This is a genomic window from Aminobacter sp. J44, from assembly GCF_007829415.1.
In the GTDB taxonomy this organism is placed as follows: domain Bacteria; phylum Pseudomonadota; class Alphaproteobacteria; order Rhizobiales; family Rhizobiaceae; genus Aerobium.
Window position 1 is genome coordinate 25,661 of sequence record NZ_VLJG01000014.1, and the last position, 18,391, is coordinate 44,051.

Sequence of the window (18,391 nt, forward strand, 5' to 3'; positions counted from 1 at the left end):
AAATGATTCGCCTCAAACGAGCTCGACCTCCACCACGCCCGGCACTGCTTTCATGGCCGATGCCACCTGCGGCGACAGACGATAGCGATTGGGCAGTTCGACCTCGATCTCGCCCTGCCCCTCGGGTTTCAGCACAATGAACGACACATGCCCCTCGCCTCGCGTCGCCAGCTGCGAGGCGATCGTGTCGAGCGGTCCGGGGTCGCGCACGAAGATGCGCATATGCCGCTGAACGCGCGACGCCTCGACGTCGAGGTCATGCGCCGTCTGGATGCGCAGGTTGACGCCTTCCGGACGGTCTTCGGCAGCCACGGTGATCACCACCGAGCGGCCGGGCTCCATCATGTCGCGGTACTGCGACAGCGTCTCGGAGAACATGACGGCTTCGAACTGTCCGGTGGTGTCCGACAGGCTGACGATGCCCATCTTGTTGCCGGTGCGCGTGTTGCGCTCCTGCTTGGCGGTGATGGTGCCGGCCAGGCGCCCTGCCGTCGCGCCGCGTTTCACCGCCGCCTGGAAGTCGGTCCAGTTCTGCACGCGCATCTTTTCCAGCACGCTGCGGTATTCGTCGAGCGGGTGCGCCGAGAGATAGAAGCCGATTGCCGCAAACTCGCGGTGCAACCGGTCGGCCGCCGTCCACGGCTCGCAGGTCGGAAGCACCAGCTTTTCGGTGGGCCCGCCACCCATGCCGAAGATGTCAGCCTGGCCAGAGGCAGCGTTTTCCTGCGCCCGGGCGGCCATGCCCATCATCCGCTCGATGCCGGCAAACAGCTGCGCGCGGTCGTAGCCGAAGCAGTCGAAGGCGCCTGCCGAAATCAGGCTTTCGAAGACGCGCTTGCCGACGATGCGCGGATCGATGCGTGAGCAAAAATCCTCAAGCGATTCAAACTGCTTTTCTTTCCGCTTCTCGACGATGTGGTCGACCGCCGCCTCGCCAACGCCCTTGATAGCGGCAAGCGAGTAGTAGATGCGGTTTTCGCCCACCTCGAACGCGCGGTAGGAGGTCTTCACCGACGGCGGCACCACCTCGATGCCGAGGCGCATGGCGTCGGCGCGGAAGTCCGACAGCTTTTCGGTGTTGTTCATGTCGAGCGTCATCGACGCCGCCAGGAACTCGACCGGATAGTGCGCCTTCAGATACGCCGTCTGGTAGGACACGACCGCGTATGCCGCCGCGTGCGACTTGTTGAAGCCGTAGTCCGCGAACTTGGCCAGCAGGTCGAAGATCATGTTCGCCTGCGGCTTGGACACGCCCTTCTCGATCGCGCCGCTGACGAAGCGCTCGCGCTGCTTGTCCATCTCCTCGCGGATCTTCTTGCCCATCGCGCGGCGCAGCAGGTCTGCTTCGCCGAGCGAGTAGCCCGACAGCACCTGGGCGATCTGCATCACCTGCTCCTGGTAGACGATGACGCCCTGCGTCTCCTTCACCAGGTGGTCGATCATCGGATGGATCGACGCGATCTCTTCCTCGCCGTGCTTGCGCGCGTTGTAGACCGGAATGTTCTCCATCGGGCCCGGGCGGTAGAGCGCCACCAGCGCGATGATGTCCTCGATGCAGTCCGGCTTCATGCCGATCAGCGCCTTGCGCATGCCGGCGGATTCCACCTGGAAGATGCCGACGGTTTCGCCGCGCGACAGCATCTCGTAGGTCTTCTGGTCGTCGAGCGGGATGCGCGACAGGTCGATGTCGACCCCGCGCCGGCGGATGAACTTCACGGCCGTGTCGAGCGTGGTCAGCGTCTTGAGGCCGAGGAAGTCGAACTTCACCAGGCCCGCCTGTTCGACATACTTCATGTTGAACTGCGTGACCGGCATGTCCGAGCGCGGATCGCGGTACATCGGCACCAGTTCAGACAGGGGGCGGTCACCGATCACGATACCGGCCGCGTGCGTCGAGGCGTGGCGGTAGAGGCCCTCGAGCTTCATGGCGATGTCGAGGAGGTTCTGGACCACCGGCTCCTTCTCGACCTCCTCCGCGAAGCGCGGCTCGGCCGCGACCGCGTCCTTCAGCTTGACCGGGTTGGCCGGGTTGGATGGGACCAGCTTGGACAGCCGGTCGACCTGGCCATAAGGCATCTGCAGCACGCGGCCGACGTCGCGCAGCACCGCGCGCGCCTGCAGCGTACCGAAGGTGATGATCTGGCCGACCTGGTCGCGCCCGTATTTCTGCTGCACGTAGCGGATCACCTCTTCGCGGCGGTCCTGGCAGAAGTCGATATCGAAGTCCGGCATCGACACGCGTTCCGGATTGAGGAATCGCTCGAACAGCAGCGAGAAGCGCAGCGGATCGATGTCAGTGATGGTCAGCGCATAGGCGACCAGCGAGCCCGCACCCGAGCCGCGGCCGGGACCAACCGGAATGTCATGCGCCTTCGCCCACTTGATGAAGTCCGACACGATGAGAAAGTAGCCGGGAAACTTCATCCTCGTGATGATGCCGATCTCGAACTCGAGGCGGTCGCGATAATCCTGCTCGGTGTAGCCATTGGTCGGCCCGTGCGCGGCGAGGCGCCGGTCGAGGCCTTCGCGCGCCTGGCGTGCCAGCTCCTCGGCCTCGGCGCGTTCGGCGGCCTCGGCGTCGTCGACGTCGGCACCGGCAAAGCGCGGCAGGATTGGCTTGCGGTTCTTCGGGTAGTAGCGGCAGCGCCGGGCAACCTCGACGGTGCTTTCGAGCGCTTCCGGCAGGTCGGCGAACAGCGCCGCCATCTCGGCCTGCGTGCGCAGGTAATGTTCCGGCGTCAGGCGCCGGCGCTCGTCGACTGCGACGACCGAGCCCTCCGCGATGGCCAGCAGCGCGTCGTGCGCCTCATAATCCTCGGCCGCCGGAAAAAATGCCTCGTTGGTCGCGACCAGCGGCAAATCGTGCTTGTAGGCAAGGTCGATGAACGATGCCTCGATGCCGCGGTCATAGCCGCGATGGCGCTGCAGCTCGACATAGAGCCGGTCGCCGAACACGCGCTTGAGGAACAAGAGCCGCTCCTCGGCTTCCGCCGCATGACCGTTCTTGAGGCAGGCGCCGATCGGTCCGCGCTCGCCGCCCGTAAGACAAATGATGCCCTCCGCCAGCTCCTCGACCCAGGCCGGGTTGATGTGCGGCGGCTCCCCAGACGGCAGATCGAGATAGGCGCGCGAGACGAGGCGCACGAGATTGGCATAACCTTCCTCGGTCGCGGCGATGAACACCAGCGGCTGCACCGCCGGCCCGCCCCTGCGATGCTGGCGCGCCGGATCGTCCGGCGCCTCGAAGGTCATGTCGAGCTGGGAGCCGACGATCGGCTGCACGCCCTCCTTGGTTGCCTTCTGCGCAAACTCCAGCGCACCGAACAGATTGTTGGTGTCGGTGATGGCGATGGCCGGCGTGCGGTCCTTCTTGGCGTGGCCGATGATCTTGCCGAGCGGCAGCGCGCCTTCGAGGAGCGAATAGGCCGAATGCACGCGCAAATGAATGAAGACCGGCCGGCCGTCATCCGGCGCCGATGCGCCCTGCGCAGCCCCAACGATCGGGTCGCGTGTCGATGCCATGTTGGTGCCTCTGGCCGCCTGAGAATCTCCCCGCCATTTTCAGGGACGGCGACCTCCGAGTCTAGGCGCGACGGAACGGCATGTGGAAAGCTGCCGCAGCGGCGCGAGCGGGACAAGAACGCGCCCTGCCCCGCTCTGACCGTTAGCCGCCGTAGCGCATCAAGGCGTTTTCAAACGGCAGGCCCTCATTATCCAGCGGCCGTCGCGACTGCTCGACGAAGCCGAGCCGCTGGTAGAACCGCATGGCGCCTTCGTTGGCCGTATAGACTTCCAGCGAAAGTTCCTTCGTCTTTGCCAGCGCATGATCGATCAGCATCCGGCCGATGCCCTGCCCCTGGAAGGCCGGGGCAACGAACAGCCCGCCGACGAAGTCGCCGAGCAGGCTGATGAAGCCGGCCGGCTCGCCGCCGACGCAGGCAACCGACGTGTCGGCCTTGGGCAGATAGACGTCCTCGATCAGGCTGCGCTGCGCGCGCAGCGTTTCCTCGCCGATGAAGGCATGCGCGATCAGCGCGGCGTCGAGCCAGATCTGCGACAGTTTCTTGGTATCCGTGGCCGGATCGTACGGCCGGATGACAGCATGATGGTTCTGCATGAGAACTCCTGAAGAAAGATATGCAAAGAGGTTCGGCGGCCCGTCTGGCGCCGGTGGATTGCCGCTCTGGCGGCTCAGCTCTGGCCTCTGCGCATAAATCTCCTTCTGCTGCTCGCGGGCGCCTTCTAGTCGGGCGCTGCCGCAGGGTCAACCTCAGCGCGCTCCTCTTCCTGACACGGCAACCTCCCCGCGTGGCGGCGCGCGGCCTGCAAAGCTATCATCAGGCAATTGGGAGGACCCGCCATGTCCGACAGGTTCCAGCGCGTCTACAAGATGAGCGTCGCCAGCGTTTATCCGATGTACATCGAGAAGGCGGAGAAGAAGGGCCGCACGAAGGAAGAGGTCGATGAGATCTTTCGCTGGCTGACCGGCCACAGCCAGGAGTCACTTGAAAAGGAGCTGGCGGACAAGACCACCTTCGCCGACTTCTTCAACAACACCCCGCGCCTCAACCCTGCCCGCGAACTCATCACCGGCACCGTCTGCGGCGTCCGGGTGGAGGAAATCGAGGAGCCGCTGATGCGCGAAATCCGCTATCTCGACAAGCTCATCGACGAGCTGGCGAAGGGGAAGAAGATGGAGAGGATTTTGAGGGGGTGAGGGAGCACTAGTCCCCATTCCGCGTTCATCGCCCTCGCCTCTGCCCACGTCTGCCAACTAATCAATATTCACGTTTCTCGAACGAGTGGAGCTTTCTCGATGGGCGCGAGCCCGGCAGCATTGATATGCAGAACCCTCACGCCCACTTGCACGACTGACAAAGTTTTGGATATCTTTAATTAGTGCACACCTCGGGCAACAATATTCCATTCGCTGAAATATTAGAAAACCACGAAATATGCAGGATGGTTATACTGTTTTTATTGATGAAAGCGGCGAAGCCGGTATAGCGAAAGTCCGCTCCGGCTCACAAGGTGGAGCCTCACCTTATATGACCCTAGGGGCGGTATTGATACCCAACAGGTTACGGAAAAATATTGAGAATACTCTTATCACCGTTGCATTTGATATTAAGAAGAAAACGCTTCACTGCGCCGAACTCAATCACTATCAGATTTTGCATTTCATTCGACAGCTGACCCCATGTCGGATGCGGTTATTCGGCGTGATATCCCGCAAGGAAACTCTGGGAAGTTACAAAGATGCCATCTCAGCCGACAGCAGCATGTACTACAACAAGTGCGCTCAATATCTTCTCGAACGTGTTGGCTGGTTCATGGAGAGCCGACGCATAAAACCCCATCAACTCGACATCATCTTTGAAAAAGCCAACATTGACTATGACAGAATGAGCAACTTACTGCATAGTTGCCAGCGTCGCCCCTTGCACGAGAATACTAAAAAGCTGCAAAATATTGACATAAGCAGAATTTCAACGAAGCGAAAGAGTGAAGAACCCCTCCTTCAAATCGCAGATCTTGTGGCACACTCTCTTTATAAATGCGTCAATAAGAGCGAGAAAAATTTTAATATACTCGAACCAAGATACATCAAGGAATTATCGCCGCACTTTTTTGGCCAGCCAGGCTCAAATCTCGTCTTGGGTGCCGGCCTCTACTGCGTGCACTCTCCGCGTGACGTTCAGCTTGAGCCCGAGATTGAAGAACTGATTTCCTCTCTGGTAGCCAGACCTCCAGCTTCGATCACCGGCTTCTCAGAGACAAATCGCGGAGCAAATTAGATAAGTTCCTCCTAACAATAAGTTGGTTGGTTAGGAACATCGCGGTTCAGTTTGTATTCAGACGTTACTCAAGTGGAATGCCAGTTCCTTAATGGGTAGTGACTACCTCACCCCTCCGCCAGCCTCACCACTTCCCTACCCTCCGCATCCATCAACACCAGCTTTCGCTCGGCCTCGTCGATGCGGAAGGAGGCAACCTTGCCCAGCGCGTCGAGGTACTTTTGCTCGAGGTTCATCAGCGCCTCGGCGCAGGCCATGCGCGTGCCGGCCAGCGCGCCAAAGCTAAGTTTGTCGCCGTCGATGGTCGCCTGCCCCACGAAGCGGTTGCAGCCGCTGTGGCCAGAGGCGTGACCCGCTTCGTCGATGTTGAGCGTCAGCCGCGCATTGTCGATGACGCCACCGCCCGCGACGTCCTCCACCACCCACTCGCGGTAAATCGAAAGCCCTTCGGCCGCCGGGTCCGGCATGTCGGGCGCCTCAGGTGAATCGGCAAGGGCGCCGGTGGCAAGGCCGCAGCCCGCGAGCGTTGCGGCAAGGACAAAATGGCGGCGGGTAAGGTGCGGCAGCGGCATGACAAGACTCCTCTTTGAGATGCGCATTCCCGCCGCGGATTATGGCGCAGCCGGGGCGGCCCGCCAAAAAAGATCGCGCCGCCGCCTCGTCGCCCAATCCCCTGCGGGAAAAGGGATGCGGTCGGTTCGGCACGCGGCAGCGCGGCTCGCTTCGACCCGTCCTGGGGACAAGAAGGTTGCGCCGGGGGGCTCGATCCCTATGCTGGTCCCGTTCGCGGCCCGCTTCACGCGGGCCTGTTTTTCACAAACACGGAGGTGGGACGGGTGTCCGACACCACGACGACGATCTACTCAGACCTTCCCGATGACGATACGCTCGGCGGCCGGCTCTCGCGGGCCAGGGACAGCGCCGGCATCTCGACCGCACAACTTGCCCGCCGCATCGGCGTGCAGATCGAAACACTCGAAGCCTGGGAGCGCGACCGCGCCCAGCCGCGGGCCAACCGCCTTTCCATGCTGGCCGGCGTCCTCAATATCAGCCCTTCCTGGCTGCTCTACGGCGTTGGGACCGGCCCGGCATCCGAGGCGGATATCAAGCCCTCGAAGGTGACGAGCCTTTCAGACCGGCTCGACCAGCTCAAACGGCTTCATCGCCAGACAGCCGACCTGATCTTCCGGCTCGAGCGAGATCTCGGCAGAACTGCCTCCTGAAGAAGCTGTAGCAAACATTGCCCAAATCGCTGGCGGGGTGATGACTTTCCCGCCGGCATCGGCTACACAATTCGCTCGTCCGGGCCCGAAAGGCCGACCGGTTTGCGGGAGAGAGCAGCCTGGCTGCCGCCGAAGGGGAAATCGCCCACAAATCTCTCAGGCAAAAGAACCGCCGCCGGTAAGGACACTCTGGAAAGTCGGGTTGGCCGAACGGCTGCCCGCGCCGAAGGTGTAAGGCCCGCCGACAGAGTTCCGGCTGGCCGAGTCTCTCAGGCTTCCGACAGAGGGGCGCTAACGTGTCGCAATTCCGCGGCCGTTGGTGCTTGTCTGGAGGGAAGACTTGGACGCCACCAACCCTGGCACCCTTAACACGCTACCGCTGTTCGAACTGCATCAGGCGGCAAAGGCCCGTTTCGGCGGCTTTGCCGGCTGGAACATGCCGCTCACCTACCCGCTCGGCGTGATGAAGGAACACCTTCACGCCCGCGAGAAGGCGGGGCTGTTCGACATATCCCACATGAAGCTGATCCTGGTGACGGGTCCGCAGGCTGCCGCCGCGCTCGCCCGCGCCTGCCCGCTCGCCCCCGAGGCGATCGCGATCAGCGCATCGAAATACACCTTCCTCCTCAATGAAAATGCCGGGATCGATGACGACCTGATCGTCACCCGCCTCGGCGAGACCCGCTACATGGTCGTTGCCAATGCCGGAAATGCAGATCAGGACGCGGAGAAGCTGACGGCCGTTGCCGCGGACTTCGACGCGAAGGTCGAGCCGCTCGACCGTGTGCTGGTCGCGCTGCAGGGCCCGAAGGCGGAAGCGGCGCTTGCCGCCGCGGGCCTCGACCTGTCGTCGCTCACCTTCATGCACGGTACCGAGCCGCGCGAAAACTGGTTCGCCAGCCGCTCGGGCTACACCGGCGAGGACGGCTTTGAGGTCGCTATACCGGTCGATGAGGCGAAGGACTTCGTCGAAAAGCTTCTCGCGCACGAGGACGTCGAATGGATCGGCCTTGCCGCCCGCGACAGCCTGCGCCTCGAAGCCGGCCTCTGCCTGCATGGCAACGACATCACGCCGAAGACCAACCCGGTCGAGGCGAACCTGATGTGGGCGATCCCGAAGTCGCTGCGCGAGACCGGCACCTTCATCGGCTCTGATGCGCTGCGCGCGGTCATCGCAGCAGGCCCGAAGCGCCTGCGCGTCGGTCTCAAGCCTGAGGGCCGCCAGCCGGTCCGCAACGGCACCGTGCTCACCGATGCCGACAGCAAGATCGTCGGCGAAGTTACTTCCGGCGGCTTCGGCCCGTCGGTCAACCACCCGGTCGCCATGGGCTATGTCGAAGCCGACCTCGCCCGGATCGGCACCACCGTTTACGCGGACGTGCGCGGCAACAAGATCCCGCTCTCCGTCCATCCACTCCCCTTCTCGCAGCATCGCTACCGCAAAGGATAAATTTCCCATGGCAACGACCTACTACACCGAAGATCACGAGTGGCTGCGCGTCGAGGGCGGCATCGCCACGGTCGGCATCACCGACTATGCGCAGGAGCAGCTCGGCGACCTCGTCTTCGTCGAGCTTCCGGAAGTCGGCCGCACCATCTCCAAGGGCGATGCGACGGTCGTCGTCGAGTCCGTCAAGGCGGCATCCGACGTCTACGCGCCGGTCGACGGCGAGATCCTCGAGGTCAACCAGGCCCTGTCGTCCGAGCCCGCGCTCGTCAACTCCGCCCCCACCGGCGACGGCTGGCTCTGGAAGATGAAGCTTGCCGACGAAAGCCAGCTCGAAGGTCTGCTGGACGAGGCGGGCTACAACGCCCTGATCGGATAGGACAACGAGATGACTGAAGTACACTCCGCATTTGCGGACCGGCATGTCGGACCGAATGCCGCCGATGTGCGCACCATGCTGGCAACGCTCGGCGTCCCGTCGCTCGAGACGCTGATCAGCCAGACGGTGCCGCAGTCGATCCGGCTCGACCGTCCGCTGAACCTGCCGGCCCCTGCCTCCGAGGCCGAGGCCCTCGCCGAGCTCTCGGAAAAGATGGGCCGCAACAAGGTCCTGAAGAGCTTCATTGGCGCCGGCTACTACGGCGTCAACGTGCCGCCGGTGATCCAGCGCAACATGTTCGAGAACCCGGCCTGGTACACAGCCTACACGCCGTACCAGTCGGAGATCAGCCAGGGCCGCCTCGAACTGCTGTTCAACTTCCAGACGCTGGTGAGCGAGCTGACCGGCCTGCCGGTCGCCTCCGCCTCGCTGCTCGACGAGGCGACCGCCGTTGCCGAAGCCATCGGCATCGCCTGGCGCCACCACCGCTCCAAGCGCAACGACGTTGTGCTCGCCGGCGAGTTGCACCCCCAGGTGCTCGACGTCGTCAACACCCGCTCCGAGCCGCTCGGCATCAAGGTCGGTGCCGACGAGATCGGTGCGGAGACCGCGACGGTCGTCGTGCCGTGGCCGGACACCTACGGCGTCTTCGGCGACCACAAGGACACCATCGCCAAGGCCAAGGCGGCCGGCGCGCTGGTCATCTTCGTCGCTGATCCACTAGCGCTCACCATCACTGACTCGCCCGCCTCGCTCGGCGCCGACATCGCCGTCGGCTCGATGCAGCGCTATGGCGTGCCGATGGGCTTTGGCGGCCCGCACGCCGCCTACTGCGCGGTTTCGGATGCGCTGACGCGCTTGATGCCTGGCCGTCTCGTCGGCCAGTCGACCGACGCGCACGGCCGTCCGGGCTATCGCCTCGCACTGCAGACCCGCGAGCAGCACATCCGCCGCGACAAGGCGACCTCGAACATCTGCACCGCGCAGGCTCTGCTCGCCAACATGGCGACGGCTTATGCGATCTGGCACGGTCCCGAAGGGCTGCAGGCAATCGCCCGCCGCATCAACGGCCTTGCCTCGCGCCTCGCCTCCGCGCTCGGCATCGACGCGCCGCTGTTCGATACGGTGACAGTCTCCGTACCGGGCAAGGCAAAGGCAATCGCCGCCGAGGCCGAGAGCAAGGGCCTCTTGCTGCGCGTGATCGACGAGAACCGCCTCGGCATCTCGTTCGACGAGACCTCGACCGAGGGCGACCTCGAGACGATCGCGGGCCTGTTCGGCGTCACCGTTCCGGAAGAGGCTGCGTCGACCGTGCCGGGCAAGCCGCGCGGCAAGGATTTCCTGACGCAGCCGATGTTCCATGAGCATCGCTCCGAGACCGAAATGATGCGCCTGCTTCGCCGTCTCGCAGACAAGGACCTCGCGCTTGACCGCGCGATGATCCCGCTCGGCTCGTGCACGATGAAGCTGAACGCTGCGGCGGAAATGATGCCGGTCAGCTGGCAGACCGTCGGTGGCCTGCACCCGCAGGTTCCGGCCGAGCACGCTGCCGGCTACAAGGCGATGACCGACGAGCTGGAAAGCTGGCTCGCCGAGATCACCGGCTTCGACGCGGTCTCGCTGCAGCCGAATGCGGGCAGCCAAGGCGAATATGCCGGCCTCCTCGCGATCCGCCGCTACCACCTGTCGCGCGGTGACGCGAACCGCACGGTCTGCCTCATCCCGTCATCGGCGCACGGCACCAACCCGGCAAGTGCAGCGATGGCCGGCATGGAAGTCGTGGTGGTCAAGTGCACCGAGGCCGGCGACATCAATGTCGACGACCTCAAGGCCAAGGCCGAGCAGTATGCCGACCGCCTCGCGGCGCTGATGGTCACCTACCCCTCCACGCATGGCGTGTTCGAGGAGTCCATCCGCGACATGTGCGCGATCGTGCACCAGTACGGCGGCCAGGTCTATTTCGACGGCGCCAACCTCAACGCGCTGGTCGGCCTCGCCCGCCCGGGTGATCTCGGTGCCGACGTCTGCCACATGAACCTGCACAAGACGTTCTGCATCCCGCACGGCGGTGGCGGCCCCGGCGTCGGCCCGATCGGCGTCAAGTCGCACCTTGCGCCTTACGTTCCGGGCCACGTCTCGCTCGGCTCCGACCATGCGGTATCGGCCTCGGCGTTCGGTTCGGCCTCGATCCTGCCGATCACCTGGATGTACATCCGCATGATGGGTGCGTCGGGCCTCAAGCGCGCGACCGAGACGGCGATCCTTAACGCCAACTACATCGCCGAGCGCCTGAAGGGCTACTATCCGACCCTCTACGCGGGCCGGAACGGCCGCGTGGCACATGAGTGCATCCTCGACACCCGCGTCCTCAAGGACACGGCCGGCATCGGCGTCGAGGACATCGCCAAGCGCCTGATCGACTACGGCTTCCACGCGCCGACCATGTCATGGCCGGTCGCGGGCACGCTGATGGTCGAGCCGACCGAGAGCGAGCCGAAGTCGGAGATCGACCGCTTCTGCGACGCAATGATCGGCATCGCGCAGGAAGCCACCAAGGTTGCGGACGGCACCTGGCCGAAGGATGACAATCCGCTGATCAACGCGCCGCACACCGCTGCCGAGGTGATGGCCGACGAGTGGACGCACCCCTACTCGCGCCAGGTTGCCGCCTTCCCGGATGGCAAGTCGGACTTCTCAGTCAAGTACTGGCCGCCGGTCTCGCGCGTCGACAATGTCGGCGGCGACCGAAACCTGGTCTGCGCCTGCCCTCCTGTTGAGGCATTGGCGAGCTAAGATCGAGGGGCGCCTGTGGAAGCGGGCGCCCTTCTTCTTTCCGGTGGGTCAATTGCGAGACCACGCGGCCGCGCCGGAATCTTGCCTCTATTGTCTGGATAAACCAGCCTCGCACCCCGAACGGAACAAGAACCCGCTTCGCGTTTGCGCCGGAAGCGTGTCAATATCACGCGTGATTCGCAGCCTAGCCGACGTCAGGTTTTCATGGACGATCAAGACCTTTTCTCCAGCATCGCCAGCCCGCAGCCCGCAGCAAAGGCTGCAGATCTGACGGCGCCGACGAAGCCGGCGTCGCAGCCAGCGCCCGCGCCGCGCAACGGAGAGGACGGCTACAGCGCTGCCGACATCGAGGTTTTGGAAGGCCTTGAGCCGGTCCGCCGCCGTCCCGGCATGTATATTGGCGGTACCGACGAGAAGGCGCTGCACCACCTCTTCGCGGAAGTCATCGACAACTCGATGGACGAGGCGGTCGCGGGCCACGCGACCTTCATCGAGGTCGAGCTGGACGCGGAAGGCTATCTGACAGTCACCGACAACGGCCGCGGTATCCCGGTCGACCCGCACCCGAAATTCGTCAACAAGTCGGCGCTCGAGGTCATCATGACCACGCTGCACGCCGGCGGCAAATTCGACTCCAAGGTCTACGAGACCTCGGGCGGCCTGCACGGCGTTGGCGTCTCGGTGGTCAACGCGCTGTCCGATTCGCTTGAGGTCGAGGTTGCGCGCGGCCGCAAACTCTACCGGCAGCGCTTCTCACGCGGTATCCCGCAGGGCCCGCTGGAGCTGCTCGGCGAGGTCCACAACCGCCGCGGCACCAAGGTTCGCTTCCATCCGGATGCGCAGATCTTCGGCAAGGACGCAAAATTCGAGCCGGCGCGCCTATTCAAGATGGCGCGCTCCAAGGCATACCTGTTCGGCGGCGTCGAGATCCGCTGGTCGTGCGCGCCGGAGCTGATCACCGGAAAGGACGACACGCCGACCAAGGCCGTGTTCCACTTCCCGGGCGGTCTCAAGGACTACCTCGCCGCCACGCTGGGCAAGGAATACCAGGTCACGCGCGACATCTTCGCCGGCAAGACCGAAAAGCAGGGCGGCCACGGCGCCGTCGAATGGGCCGTGTCGTGGTTCGGCGGCGACGGCTTCATCAACTCCTACTGCAACACGATTCCGACTCCGGAAGGCGGCACGCACGAGCTCGGCTTCCGCAACGTGCTGCTGCGTGGCCTGAAGGCCTATGGCGAGCTGATCGGCAACAAGCGCGCCTCGATCATCACCAGCGACGACGTGATGATCTCGGCCGCCGCCATGCTGTCCGTTTTCATCCGCGAGCCGGAGTTCGTTGGCCAGACCAAGGACCGCCTCGCGACGGTCGAGGCACAGCGCATCGTCGACAACGCCGTGCGCGACGCGTTCGACCACTGGCTGGCCGACAACCCGCAAGAATCGTCGAAGCTGCTCGACTGGGTCATTGCCCGCGCCGACGAGCGCCTGAAGCGCCGCCAGGAAAAGGAAGTCAGCCGCAAGACCGCGGTGCGCAAGCTGCGCCTGCCAGGCAAGCTGGCGGACTGCACCCAGACGGCGGCCCAGGGCGCTGAACTCTTCATCGTCGAGGGTGACTCGGCAGGCGGCTCGGCCAAGCAGGCGCGCGACCGCGCGAGCCAAGCGGTGCTGCCGCTGCGCGGCAAGATCCTCAACGTTGCCAGCGCCGGCGCCGACAAGCTCGCCAGCAACCAGCAGATCGCTGACCTGATCCAGGCGCTCGGCTGCGGCACGCGCTCGAAATACCGCGAGGAAGACCTGCGCTACGACCGCATCATCATCATGACCGACGCGGACGTCGACGGTGCCCACATCGCAACGCTGCTGATCACCTTCTTCTACCGTGAGATGCCGCAGCTGATCCGCAACGGCCATCTCTACATGGCCGTGCCCCCGCTCTACCGCATTAGCCAGGGCGGCAAGGTTGCCTACGCCCGCGATGACTCCCACAAGGAAGAGCTGCTGCGCACCGAGTTCACCGGCCGCGGCAAGATCGAGATCGGCCGCTTCAAGGGTCTCGGCGAGATGATGGCGAGCCAGCTCAAGGAAACGACGATGGAGAAGGGCAAGCGAACCCTGCTCCGCGTCGAGATCAGCGAAGACGCCAACGCTACCAAGGACTCGGTCGAGGCGCTGATGGGCTCGAAGCCGGAACTGCGCTTCCGCTTCATCCAGGAGCGCGCCGAGTTCGTCGAAGAACTGGATATCTAAGTCTGATAGGTCTGGTGCCCGACAGAACTGTCGGGCGCTGTTGCTTCATTTAAGCCGCAGCAATCTCCAACGCGTGCGTTCGCGCGTTCTCGCGCAGCACGTCGAGATGGATCGCCTTGATCAGCGCGGCGAGCTCGCGGTCCTCTTCGGCTGGTCCTGGCTGGCCGGGCGCCGCGCCGAGATACTTCAGCATGAGCCAACTCACTTCCTGAGCACCGGCGACGCATTCGCCCTTCGCCACCTTGCGCCAGGTCTTCAGCGCGTGAACGAAGACGTTCGCAAAATTGTCGGCAAGGCCGCAGGCGCGGAACAAAGCAGCGACAGCAACGTCGCGGCCGGACGCGAGAAGCGCCCTCACCCGCGTTTCCGGGAAGCCCGAGAGTTCGATCAGAACCGAGCCGAGGAAATCGATCTTGCCGTGCGCGACGACCCGCACGAGGAAACCCGGCGTCAGGTCACCGCGCAGACGCAGGTGACCGATCAGCGCTTCGTGCTCAGCCGGATCCGTGCGGTCAATCACCATCAGTGATGCACGCGTGCAGGCATCGCGGGTGACATGCTCAGCGCGCGCCTGCCCCATCAGCGCCAGCACCAGCGGCGACTTGCTGAGCGCGGCGCCAACGAACATCAGAAGCAGGTGACGGCAGTCGCCCGGCAACCGAGGATCGGCCAGCAGCAATTCGCGCAGCCGGGCATCCTCGCCATGGCGCTCCGCTATTCGGCGGAAGGACAGGCTCGCGATCTGCGCACCGCCATTCTGCAGCAGCGCTGCGCAGGCTTCCACCTCACCGACTTCGGCAATTGCGGCCGCGACGCCCATCGAGACGACCGGGCGCGAGGCAATCAGCGCCTGCAGCGTGCCGCTGGAGATAGCGACCCGGTCGATAAGATCGAGATCGGTCAGCAGCGGCGAGCGCACCAGCACATACTGGGAGACCTCCGGCTGGTCGGAGGCCAGCGCCGAGACAACCTGGATCGGTGCGTTGCGGCTCATCGACAGCGCCTCTGACAGCGCCGCCCTCACCTTCGGTGACGGGTCGTCCAGCAGCAGCGTCATCGCCGCCTCGGCGGCACAGCGGTCCTCGAACGGAAGCTCGTGCTCCACGAAGGCCCGCGCAAGCGCGGCAGCTGCTGCGGCCCTTTCGGATACGCGCGCACTGTTTAGCCACTGCAGGAATTGTCTGACGACCATCAAGCCAGCCCGCACCACTCAAACCCGCTGGCACGCTAGGCGAAAAATGGTTTACGAACGGTTCACCATAGTTGTTAAGCTGCGGGCACCGCTATCAAAGGTTGCCTCACCTGACGGAGGAGCAGAATGGCCGGACACTATCTGGAAGAATTTGAAGTCGGTCAGGTCATACGCCATCAGCTGACGCGCTCCATTACCGAGAGCGACAACATGATGTTCTCGATGATGACGATGAACCCGCAGCCGCTGCACATCGACTTCGACTATGCGGCGAAAAGCGAGTGGGGCAAGCCGCTGGTGAACTCGCTGTTCACGCTGGGGCTGATGATCGGCATCTCAGTGCACGACACCACACTCGGCACCATCGTTGCCAACCTCGGCATGACCGAAACCTCCTTCCCGCATCCGCTCTTCCATGGCGACACGATCCGCGTCGAGACGGAGATCAAGGCGGTAAGGGAATCGAAGTCAAAGCCCGACCGCGGCATCGTCGAGATGGAACACCGCGCGTACAACCAGAACGACGTTCTGGTGGCCCGCTGCCTGCGCCAGACGATGGTTTTCAAGAGGCCTGCGTGATGCGTTCACTGCTGTTCGTTCCCGCCGATTCGGAGAGGAAGCTGGAAAAGGCGCTGAGCTCCGGTGCCGACGTACTGATCCTCGACCTCGAAGATTCGGTCTCACCCGACCGCAAGGAAGGCGCGCGCGGGATGGCCGCGGAGTTCATCCCTCACGCCAAGGCGCGCGCGACGATCTTTGTGCGCGTCAACGACCTCGGCACCGGCCTGACCGACGCTGACCTTGAGGCGGTGATGCGCGCCGCCCCGCACGGCATTATGCTGCCGAAGTCGAACCACCTCGATGACGTGGCACGGCTGTCGGTGAAGATCAGGGTGCGGGAGGCGGAAAACGGCATCGCCGACGGCAGCACGACGATCATTCCGATCATCACCGAAACGCCGCTGGGCGTGCTGAACGCAGCAAGCTATGCGCGCGGCGATCCGCGCCTCGCGGGCCTCACCTGGGGCGCAGAGGACCTTTCGGCGGAGTTGGGCGCATCAGCGACGCGGCTCGAGAATGGTAGCTATACCGACCCGTTCCGCCTCGCCCGCGCGACGACGGTCTTTGCAGCTGCCGCCGCGGACGTCGCCGCGATCGACACTGTCTTCCCGAGCTTTGGTGATGAGGTCGCCTTCAGGCAGGACTGCCTTGAGAGTGCCCGCGACGGCTTTACCGCCCGCATGGCGATCCACCCGGCGCAGGTGCCTATCATCAATGCGGTGTTCACCCCGTCGCCCGAGGCAGTCGAGCAGGCCCGGCAGGTGGTCGCCGCTTTTGCGGACGCGGGCAACCCCGGTGTCGTTGCCATCGACGGCAAGATGTACGACCGCCCTCACCTGAAGCGCGCGCAGCGGCTGCTGGCGCGGGTACAGACCACTAGCTCCTAGGCGGCGCTTGGTCCGGGATCGTCCTCGCCGGGACCTGATACGATCGGCCGTCGTCTGCCGAACTGGATCGGGATGACCTTCGCTCCAGAAGCTGTTGCCGGTGAAGACGGACGCCGATAGTCTGGCGGCGTCTCGACGCTTTCGACCACGAGCTCCTCCGTGTCGTCGTCGCCAAGGTAAAGGGTAACCTGGCGCCCGACCGCCACGCCGAGAAGCGCGAGCCCGTGCAGGCTATGGATCGAAAAAGCCTCGGGCGCCCCGGACAAGACGAACGGGCCCTTGCGCCGTCCATCCACGCTGTAGGTGACGCGTGAGCCGATGGTCACAATCTCGTCTTCCAGCGCCGCCGGATCCACGACGACCGCCCGCTCAAGCTTGCTGTCAAGTAAGCTGGCGTAGACTCCGCCCGGACTGGCGAATTTCAGCCTTAGCCTACGAAGTGCCTCAAAGTCCTGTTCCGTGAGCCATACCCTTCCATCCACCGTCATATCTGCCTCCTGACAGGTGACTGTGCCCTCCGGTGCCTTTGCCAGAGCTCCCGCCTCAGCAGGAGCCCGTGCGTTATCGGCTTCAGGATCAGGCGGCCGTTTCGACAACCTGATCGACGGCGAGTACCGTCAGCCGGTGCTTGCGGCCGTCGTTGGAGGTGAAGTCGATGCTCTGGTCGACCGACAGGCCGAGCAGCGCCGTGCCGATCGGGGTGAGGATGGAAATCCTGCCCTTCTCAATGTCGGCGTCGGCCGGATAGACCAGCGTCACCGTACGCTGCTGGCCATCCTCCATCTGGTAGGTCACCATCGAGCCCATGCGAATGGTATGCGCGGGGACAGCATCGTCCTTGGCAACACGGGCGCGCTCAAGCTCGTTCAGCAGCATGTCGGCGATTTCGGGCCTGCGGTCGAGCAGGCCGTTCGCCAGCTGCGTGAGCTTTGCGTGGTCGGTCTTTCCGATGACGATCTTCGGTTTGGCCATGGGTATTCTCTTTCGATGGTAGGAATTCAAACTCTCTCGCGAATCCCGGACGACCGCTGCGCGGATGCACATCAGCGCCCCGAACAATCGGGTACTAGGTAGACGGATGCGAAATCGGTGAAATGAGGTCCACGCTCCCCGGTCTCGGGGGGGGTAGCCGAGCCGGGGTGACTATCCCGCGATCGGGAACGGTCTGAAAAGCCGGTTATGCTTGCGCGTGTTCATGCCGCTAAGGTTGGTTCAAACAGGAAAGAAGTCAACCCCGGTCGCCAAAATGGCGTCTAATCCTTCCAGCGCGGGCGCGTACGCTGAAATACTTGCTTGACGTTGGAAAAGTCGAGATAGCCGAGTCGGGCAACGTTTCCAGCCTTCACCACGTCGAACATCCCGTCCGTCAAAGCATCGTCGGAGATGTACACGCCGACGACCTGGCCGATGATCATGTAACGGCTGGTTGGATCACCGTTCAGATCTTTTGGGCTGAGGATTTCGGTTACCTTGCACTCGAGGGCAGCGTGTGCCTCGCGAACCCTCGGCGGACGCACGAGCCGCGACGGTTCGGGGGTAAGCCCCGCATAGTCGAACTCCGAAACACCATGCGGCGCGTCGACCGAAGAGGCGTTCATCTGCTCGATCAGGTCGCTGGAGACGAGATTGGCGACGAACTCGCCGGTCTCCAGCGCATTGGTGTAGCTGTCCTTCGCCCCCTCCGAGCAGAACATGACGAGGTGCGGGTTGGTGCCCAGCGCGTTGAAGAACGAATAGGGCGCAAGATTCAGCGAACCGTCCTTCGCCTGGGTCGAAATCCAGCCGATCGGGCGCGGCGCCACGAGCGCCTTGAACGGGTCATGCGGAAGGCCGTGGCCCTTGGAGGGTTCGTAGAACATCA

At 63.8% G+C, this 18,391-nt stretch carries 16 protein-coding genes and 1 riboswitch; of the genes, 9 read left to right on the plus strand and 7 right to left on the minus strand.

The window, feature by feature from the left end; all coding sequences use genetic code 11:
- Nucleotides 1-12: 12 nt before the first annotated feature.
- Together dnaE and L610_RS07345 are read right to left on the minus strand one after the other, a co-directional pair.
- Nucleotides 13-3,522 carry a DNA polymerase III subunit alpha gene (gene dnaE / locus L610_RS07340; RefSeq protein WP_024848726.1) on the minus strand — a complete coding sequence of 1,170 codons (3,510 nt, stop codon included), beginning with the start codon at nt 3,520-3,522 and terminating at the stop codon, nt 13-15.
- 142 nt (nt 3,523-3,664) lie between these two features.
- Nucleotides 3,665-4,117: a GNAT family N-acetyltransferase gene (locus L610_RS07345; RefSeq protein WP_024848725.1), complete on the minus strand. Its 453-nt coding sequence runs from the start codon at nt 4,115-4,117 to the stop codon at nt 3,665-3,667.
- A 243-nt stretch (nt 4,118-4,360) separates the two neighbouring features.
- Here L610_RS07345 and L610_RS07350 point away from each other — a divergent pair, with 243 nt between their 5' ends.
- Nucleotides 4,361-4,717, plus strand: a complete 357-nt coding sequence (locus tag L610_RS07350; RefSeq protein WP_024848724.1) for a DUF2200 domain-containing protein — start codon at nt 4,361-4,363, stop codon at nt 4,715-4,717.
- Between the two features lie 238 nt (nt 4,718-4,955).
- Nucleotides 4,956-5,798 carry a DUF3800 domain-containing protein gene (locus L610_RS07355; RefSeq protein WP_144703902.1) on the plus strand — a complete coding sequence of 281 codons (843 nt, stop codon included), beginning with the start codon at nt 4,956-4,958 and terminating at the stop codon, nt 5,796-5,798.
- A 107-nt stretch (nt 5,799-5,905) separates the two neighbouring features.
- Here the strand turns inward: L610_RS07355 and L610_RS07360 are convergent, their stop codons facing one another.
- Nucleotides 5,906-6,370 carry an META domain-containing protein gene (locus L610_RS07360; protein ID WP_024848722.1) on the minus strand — a complete coding sequence of 155 codons (465 nt, stop codon included), beginning with the start codon at nt 6,368-6,370 and terminating at the stop codon, nt 5,906-5,908.
- A gap of 264 nt (nt 6,371-6,634) precedes the next feature.
- Here L610_RS07360 and L610_RS07365 point away from each other — a divergent pair, with 264 nt between their 5' ends.
- The 5 genes from L610_RS07365 (at nt 6,635) to parE (ending at nt 13,890) form a co-directional block, all read left to right on the plus strand.
- Nucleotides 6,635-7,021, plus strand: a complete 387-nt coding sequence (locus tag L610_RS07365; protein ID WP_246658956.1) for a helix-turn-helix domain-containing protein — start codon at nt 6,635-6,637, stop codon at nt 7,019-7,021.
- A 95-nt stretch (nt 7,022-7,116) separates the two neighbouring features.
- A riboswitch (glycine riboswitch) is annotated at nt 7,117-7,203 on the plus strand.
- A gap of 158 nt (nt 7,204-7,361) precedes the next feature.
- Nucleotides 7,362-8,471, plus strand: a complete 1,110-nt coding sequence (gene gcvT, locus L610_RS07370; RefSeq protein WP_144703908.1) for a glycine cleavage system aminomethyltransferase GcvT — start codon at nt 7,362-7,364, stop codon at nt 8,469-8,471.
- Between the two features lie 7 nt (nt 8,472-8,478).
- Nucleotides 8,479-8,847 (plus strand): glycine cleavage system protein GcvH, encoded by a 369-nt coding sequence (gene gcvH, locus L610_RS07375; protein ID WP_144703911.1) that lies wholly within the window; start codon nt 8,479-8,481, stop codon nt 8,845-8,847.
- A gap of 9 nt (nt 8,848-8,856) precedes the next feature.
- Nucleotides 8,857-11,640, plus strand: coding sequence for an aminomethyl-transferring glycine dehydrogenase (gene gcvP, locus L610_RS07380; RefSeq protein WP_144703914.1), 2,784 nt, complete (start codon nt 8,857-8,859; stop codon nt 11,638-11,640).
- A gap of 204 nt (nt 11,641-11,844) precedes the next feature.
- Complete coding sequence (gene parE, locus L610_RS07385) at nt 11,845-13,890, plus strand: DNA topoisomerase IV subunit B (RefSeq protein WP_144703917.1); 2,046 nt, start codon at nt 11,845-11,847, stop codon at nt 13,888-13,890.
- Nucleotides 13,891-13,939: 49 nt separating this feature from the next.
- Here parE and L610_RS07390 read toward each other — a convergent pair whose 3' ends face one another.
- Nucleotides 13,940-15,082, minus strand: a complete 1,143-nt coding sequence (locus tag L610_RS07390; protein ID WP_144703920.1) for a DUF2336 domain-containing protein — start codon at nt 15,080-15,082, stop codon at nt 13,940-13,942.
- A gap of 126 nt (nt 15,083-15,208) precedes the next feature.
- On the opposite strand from L610_RS07390, the gene L610_RS07395 reads away from it, so the two are divergent.
- Entirely contained in the window at nt 15,209-15,661 is a 453-nt protein-coding gene (locus tag L610_RS07395; protein WP_024848715.1) for a MaoC family dehydratase, read from the plus strand.
- Nucleotides 15,661-16,530 carry a CoA ester lyase gene (locus tag L610_RS07400; protein WP_024848714.1) on the plus strand — a complete coding sequence of 290 codons (870 nt, stop codon included), beginning with the start codon at nt 15,661-15,663 and terminating at the stop codon, nt 16,528-16,530. The genes L610_RS07395 and L610_RS07400 overlap by 1 nt, the downstream gene beginning before the upstream one ends.
- Here the strand turns inward: L610_RS07400 and L610_RS07405 are convergent.
- The 3 genes from L610_RS07405 to L610_RS07415 form a co-directional block, all read right to left on the minus strand.
- Nucleotides 16,527-17,018: a hypothetical protein gene (locus L610_RS07405; RefSeq protein ID WP_024848713.1), complete on the minus strand. Its 492-nt coding sequence runs from the start codon at nt 17,016-17,018 to the stop codon at nt 16,527-16,529. The genes L610_RS07400 and L610_RS07405 overlap by 4 nt on opposite strands.
- Nucleotides 17,019-17,106: 88 nt before the next feature.
- Nucleotides 17,107-17,502 carry a nucleoside diphosphate kinase regulator gene (rnk, locus tag L610_RS07410; RefSeq protein WP_024848712.1) on the minus strand — a complete coding sequence of 132 codons (396 nt, stop codon included), beginning with the start codon at nt 17,500-17,502 and terminating at the stop codon, nt 17,107-17,109.
- 281 nt (nt 17,503-17,783) lie between these two features.
- Entirely contained in the window at nt 17,784-18,389 is a 606-nt protein-coding gene (locus L610_RS07415) for a flavin reductase family protein (RefSeq protein WP_024848711.1), read from the minus strand.
- Between the last annotated feature and the right edge of the window lie 2 nt (nt 18,390-18,391).

Excerpts from the sequence above, each read along its gene's own strand:
- gcvP (WP_144703914.1), top strand. The coding sequence starts at position 8,857 with ATGACTGAAGTACACTCCGCATTTGCGGACCGGCATGTCGGACCGAAT.
- L610_RS07345 (WP_024848725.1), bottom strand. The coding sequence starts at position 4,117 with ATGCAGAACCATCATGCTGTCATCCGGCCGTACGATCCGGCCACGGAT.
- L610_RS07350 (WP_024848724.1), top strand. The coding sequence starts at position 4,361 with ATGTCCGACAGGTTCCAGCGCGTCTACAAGATGAGCGTCGCCAGCGTT.
- L610_RS07360 (WP_024848722.1), bottom strand. The coding sequence starts at position 6,370 with ATGCCGCTGCCGCACCTTACCCGCCGCCATTTTGTCCTTGCCGCAACG.
- L610_RS07395 (WP_024848715.1), top strand. The coding sequence starts at position 15,209 with ATGGCCGGACACTATCTGGAAGAATTTGAAGTCGGTCAGGTCATACGC.
- gcvH (WP_144703911.1), top strand. The coding sequence starts at position 8,479 with ATGGCAACGACCTACTACACCGAAGATCACGAGTGGCTGCGCGTCGAG.
- L610_RS07400 (WP_024848714.1), top strand. The coding sequence starts at position 15,661 with ATGCGTTCACTGCTGTTCGTTCCCGCCGATTCGGAGAGGAAGCTGGAA.
- parE (WP_144703917.1), top strand. The coding sequence starts at position 11,845 with ATGGACGATCAAGACCTTTTCTCCAGCATCGCCAGCCCGCAGCCCGCA.
- L610_RS07405 (WP_024848713.1), bottom strand. The coding sequence starts at position 17,018 with ATGACGGTGGATGGAAGGGTATGGCTCACGGAACAGGACTTTGAGGCA.
- rnk (WP_024848712.1), bottom strand. The coding sequence starts at position 17,502 with ATGGCCAAACCGAAGATCGTCATCGGAAAGACCGACCACGCAAAGCTC.
- L610_RS07390 (WP_144703920.1), bottom strand. The coding sequence starts at position 15,082 with ATGGTCGTCAGACAATTCCTGCAGTGGCTAAACAGTGCGCGCGTATCC.
- dnaE (WP_024848726.1), bottom strand. The coding sequence starts at position 3,522 with ATGGCATCGACACGCGACCCGATCGTTGGGGCTGCGCAGGGCGCATCG.
- L610_RS07415 (WP_024848711.1), bottom strand. The coding sequence starts at position 18,389 with ATGTTCTACGAACCCTCCAAGGGCCACGGCCTTCCGCATGACCCGTTC.
- L610_RS07355 (WP_144703902.1), top strand. The coding sequence starts at position 4,956 with ATGCAGGATGGTTATACTGTTTTTATTGATGAAAGCGGCGAAGCCGGT.